The organism is Salimicrobium salexigens (assembly GCF_900156705.1).
GTDB classification, from domain to species: domain Bacteria; phylum Bacillota; class Bacilli; order Bacillales; family Halobacillaceae; genus Salimicrobium; species Salimicrobium album.
This window is the reverse complement of the sequence record NZ_FTOK01000023.1, coordinates 1-5,046: the sequence shown is the minus strand read 5'-3', so window position 1 is coordinate 5,046 and position 5,046 is coordinate 1. Positions and strand designations below refer to the sequence as shown.

The window sequence follows — 5,046 nt, the reverse complement described above, 5'->3', positions numbered from 1 at the left end:
TGAACCACCATTATACAAGACTTGGGGAGGTACTTCCTTTTTTACGTCTTGAACCCATTGGGGGCCAAGGGCTGAGATTTATGAAATTGATTCAAATATAAAAAGTTTTCTCGAAAAATAGAGGAACAGAGGAACATGTCTCAGTTTAAAGGTATTTTAGGGGAGAAAAACAGTTTTAAAATGCTTGTGTAAAACAAGAGAAAAAGAGCTTTTGTAAGTCTTGATTTTTCTTGTAATTTAGATTGACGTGTAGTAAGATAGAAGAGAGGTAAATGTAAAAAACTGTAAAAATATTTTCTAAGAAATTAAAAAGGTTGTTAGTAACGGTTAGAGTTGAATATCTATCGTTTGTTTGTAAGGTTAAAGATATGGTTGATTTGTTTGTTGAGGATTATTTATCTTGTTGTAATAGCTTAATGCAAGTTGTAAAAGATTTTTAAATCTATGTATTTTGGTATAAGGGGGAGGTTTGTTGAGTAGTAGATATATCCCTCAACCTTTAAAAAGAGATGTTAGAAAAGAGGCTCATTTTGGTTGTGTCTTGTGTGGTAGTCCAATAATAGAATTTCATCATATTCAACCATTTCACCAAGTTAAAGAACATACTAAAGAAAATCTTGTACCCCTATGTCCGGAGCATCACCATCGAGCTGATTGTTCTGAAATTCCTGTTAGTAAAATTGAAAGTGCAAAAAATAATCCTTTTAATAAAAACAAAGAATTTATATCTAAAGACTTTTTTTTATCTAGTTATACTGATTTAAGAATGAGAGTAGGTTCCAATGTTTATATAAGAACACCAAAAATTTTGGTGATAGATGATTTTCCTTTAATTACAGTAACTGCTGATGAGGAAGATAATGCTTTGTTAAATGCTGAATTTTATAATTCGTCTAATGTTTTACTTGCTGAAATTATTGATAATGAGTGGCGAGCTTTTAAGAACCCTGAATTTTGGGATATAAGTTATTCTCCTGGTCATTTGAAAATTAATAGGAATAAGGGAGATATCTTTTTAGAACTTAAATTAAATAATGGTGATGTAGATCTTAGGGGTGAAATGTACTTTAACGGATATAAAATTAATTTACTTCCTGACAAGACAGTACTAGGAGATTCAAGTGTTTTGTCTAATTGTACATTTCAAGATTGTGGAGCAGGTTTACATATATCTACTGGATTTTTCTCCTTTTAAAAAGTTTTAACGAATATTTACTGTGATCATGATGAAAGTAACTTCTAGTTTATATTCATACGTGGTTGTAGGACGTTAACGTTATAAATAAGTTTCTTCATCAGCTGTTTATTTTTTGAGAACGCCCCTGTTTGGGTAATTTTAAAGTTTCTTGTGATAAAAAGAGCCATATTACACAAAAAAAAGTACATGTTACAAACGTCGTTTCTTATTTTATAAGGGGAAGGACGTTTTTTATGTAGGTAGACGAAGGAATGCGTCCAGCCTCATCTTTTTGGCGTGACTTGGACGCATTCCGTTTCGATGCTTTCATCTACCGGAGAGATGTCTGTGAATCAACAGAGTTCTTCTTCAACCATTATTCCCCGACCATTCCATTTTCGTTGTTATCTCGCATGTACGGATACAACCAATGTCCTTCGACAATCGGCATACTGTAACCGGCGGCTTCAGCTTCGGCGATAGTTACTTGCCCATTGCTGTTCGCATCCACCTCGGATACCTCTCCGTTCTCCTGAGACGCTGGCTCTTCCGGAGGATCTTCGGTCGTCTCGTTGAGCGATTCGTTCACTTCGTCCGGGTTCAGGTTGTCGAAGCTATCGACTACCTCATTGCCCATGATGGTGTAGGTGTATTGGTAATGAGAAGGTGTTTGCGTGTCGGTGGACGGATACGTAATGATGGCTTCAAAATTCGTCGCACCTCCTGCTTTTCGTATCGAATCTTCCAGATATGCCTGGTCTCCGTGCCGGTTCAGCGTACTTTCCTGAGGCGTGATGTTATAGGCATTGGATACGCCTCCGAGAGAGTCTGCAATGACGTGTCCTTCATCAAGCGTGTCGCTCTCGACTCCCGGTACCTTCGCCTCGTCCCAGAAATACCTGCCGTTCGACAACACAGGTTCTGAGGCGTCGTCCTGAGGGATAATTTCTTCAGCTATGACTTTCACGAGCTGCCCGTGCTCATTGGTTAAATTAAGATACTATTCCATTGGGTAATCAGTCTATTATGAAGGCTACTTACCCCCTTTTTTTACATAATTAATTGAATAAATAATGGTTGAATATAGGGTTTAATAAGTATAAAATGTAACAATATACAGGAACGTTTGTTTGCCTTTTGAGGACGTAGCTTCGGTGCGAGGGCAGCACTCCGCAGAAACGATAGTTTGAGGATCTTAAAGAAACGAAAATAACGGTAATCCTTATATAAGGAGAAGCACTATCGTAAATTATAATTGGTTGGAGATGTTTTCATGAAGGTAGAACAAATATTGATTGGGAATAGAAAAGTATATCTGCTAATTGATTCAAATGGATTACCCGTTGAACCCGTTGCAAAGTACATGAAATATCACTATAACCAGGAGAGTAGTAGCAATACTCTACAGACTTACTGTACAGCTTTGAAATATTACTTTACATATTTAGAACAAATAGGAATTGATTATCAGCAAGTTAACTTTCAAATATTATCTGACTTCGTTGCTTGGCTCAGAAATCCTTATGAAAGTAATAAAGTACTACCTCAGAAAAAAGAGAAGGCTAAACGTAGTGAAAGAACAGTTAACACTTATCTTTCAGTAGTGTCATCGTTTTATGATTTTCTATACAGAAATGAATTAATTGAATCAGGAATCGTAGATAAGTTGATGAAGAAGATGTTTCTAGGTGCAGGTGGAAGTGGATATAAGGATTTTTTATATCACGTAAATAAAGACAAACCACGTTTTAAAAATGTACTCAAATTAAACGAACCTAGAGCAAGAGTAAAGGTATTTACAAAGGAGCAAGTTAATGAAATCTATAAATCTACCACTAATCTTAGGGATAGATTTATAGTAAGATTACTTTTTGAAAGTGGCTTCCGTATAGGTGAAGTTCTCTCCTTATTTCTTGAAGATTTTCAATTTGACGCTGTACAAAGAAAGCACAAAATCCAACTAAAAAACAAAGGAGAGTTACCAAACGGGGGGAAGTTAAAAACAGGAGAACGAAAGATTGATATTTCCCAGGGACTAATGGACTTGTATGATGATTATTTGTATGAAGTACTTGATGAATATAATCCTGACCATAACTTTGTATTTGTAAAGGTCCGTGGTAAGAACGCTGGAGAACCTCTAACCTATTCTGATGTTTATGCCACTTTTAAAGAGATTGAAAGGAAAACGGGCATATATATTACTCCACATCTATTCCGACATACACACGGAACTATATTTTATCTTCAAACAAAGAACATAAAGGCAGTACAAGAACGTCTAGGTCATGCACAAATCCAAACAACCATTGACTTATATGTTCATCCTTCAGAAGATGATATTCGTAAGGATTGGGAGAAAGCCTCTCATGCCTTTGAAATTGGGCGAGGCATAGAGAACAAAGAGAATGCTTTTTAATCAGGTATTCCTGGCAGAGTAGTTCCCTTTTTTAGAGCTATATTAGTATGTTAGGAGAGAAAACATTGGATAAAATCATACCAAGTAATTCAATACCCAATAAAAGTGAATATTGGGACTTAATCGCTTCCACCCTATCCTCTTACGAGGTTAAAGAGATATCCGACAATGGAAAAGTAGCGAGAAGAGTTGTAAATGATGATTACTTTTTAGTCAATGATGTTTGGAATATACATGAGATTGCCAAGGTCCCTAATTTTAAAGATACGAATACAAAGAGAATAGCACATAACCTTTACTTTGAATGCGATAGTTCCACCATCAATATGGAACTGAAATTTGTTTTTTTTAGTCAACTTTTTTCAGACCGTTGGGCATTACGGTCTTTATTTAAAGGTCTAAATCATAGCGTAAAATTACTGGGTGAATATTTAGAAGAAAGGCATCCAAATCTCACTTCCCTTCTTGATTTAGACATTGAAAAAGAGGAAAAGCTATGGATATTTTGGCTGAATCGAAAAGGAATAAAGACAAGGTATATTACGACTCTAAGGGGGGAAGAAATCAATGCCAAGACGTTACCAGCCAAATCTATCCGAATGATATATAATCCACTCTTACGACTAACGGATACTCGTGATGAATGGGAGAAGGATCGATGGGATATACGGGAGCTGAATAAAAGATACGATTTTGGATTCAATGTTTCATCAACTTCTTATTACATTGATTTTTTAGGAATTGAGAACAACAGTTTTCGCAAAGTATTTAAAGAATATATAAAAGGCCGTCTAATCAGTGGCAAAAATTTCGTTTGGGGTACATCGTTACAGTATAAAGTGTTCGTTGGTAATTTTTTGAACTCAATTTCAAAACAAAATCCTAAATGGAATGATTTGAGAGAACTTGAAAGAAAACATTTGGAAAAGTACCTAGAAGAGTTAAATGAACATACAACGAAACTTACCAATCCGAAAAGCTATATTAATAAGGCATTAAAGCTTATTCGTAACTTTATTAGAGACCTTCAAACTTTCGAGAAGTTCGAAGATTTCGCACCTAAAAAAACCGTGCATCGCCTAATTTATTCTGAAGACATTCCTACTGTCCCTAAAAAATCAGATGATGATATTAATTACATACCTGACTATGTATTGGAACAACTGTTTGATAATCTAAATGATCTTCATCCAGATGTACAGCCAATTGTATGGATTGCTTTCAAAACTGGACTTCGCATAAGTGATACATTGGGATTGACGCAGGATTCTTTAGGTAGAATAAATGGAAAACCAAACCTTACCACAGATATAGAAAAAACCTATGTAATAGGTCATAAAATACCCATTGATGACCATCTAGCAGATATAATTGCAGCTTTAATTGAGCGTTCTAAGCAATACAGCAACGATGATAACAACCCAGAAAGATACCTTTTTGTTCGCTACCG

The 5,046-nt window shown here is 35.5% G+C and carries 2 protein-coding genes and 2 pseudogenes; 3 read left to right on the top strand and 1 reads right to left on the bottom strand.

The features are described from left to right. The first annotated feature begins 472 nt into the window (after positions 1-472). Positions 473-1,195: an HNH endonuclease gene (locus tag BW931_RS13125; RefSeq protein ID WP_076572912.1), complete on the top strand. Its 723-nt coding sequence runs from the start codon at positions 473-475 to the stop codon at positions 1,193-1,195. A gap of 358 nt (positions 1,196-1,553) precedes the next feature. On the opposite strand, the pseudogene BW931_RS13120 reads toward BW931_RS13125, so the two are convergent. Next, positions 1,554-2,177, bottom strand: a pseudogene (locus BW931_RS13120) (DNA/RNA non-specific endonuclease); the annotation flags it as partial. A 273-nt stretch (positions 2,178-2,450) separates the two neighbouring features. On the opposite strand from BW931_RS13120, the gene BW931_RS13115 reads away from it, so the two are divergent. Next, complete coding sequence (locus tag BW931_RS13115; protein ID WP_076572910.1) at positions 2,451-3,596, top strand: tyrosine-type recombinase/integrase; 1,146 nt, start codon at positions 2,451-2,453, stop codon at positions 3,594-3,596. Between the two features lie 65 nt (positions 3,597-3,661). Beyond that, positions 3,662-5,046: pseudogene (locus BW931_RS13110) on the top strand (tyrosine-type recombinase/integrase); the annotation flags it as partial.

Bases quoted from the DNA above. Each gene is read 5' to 3' on its own strand.
- BW931_RS13115 (WP_076572910.1), top strand. From the start codon at position 2,451: ATGAAGGTAGAACAAATATTGATTGGGAATAGAAAAGTATATCTGCTA.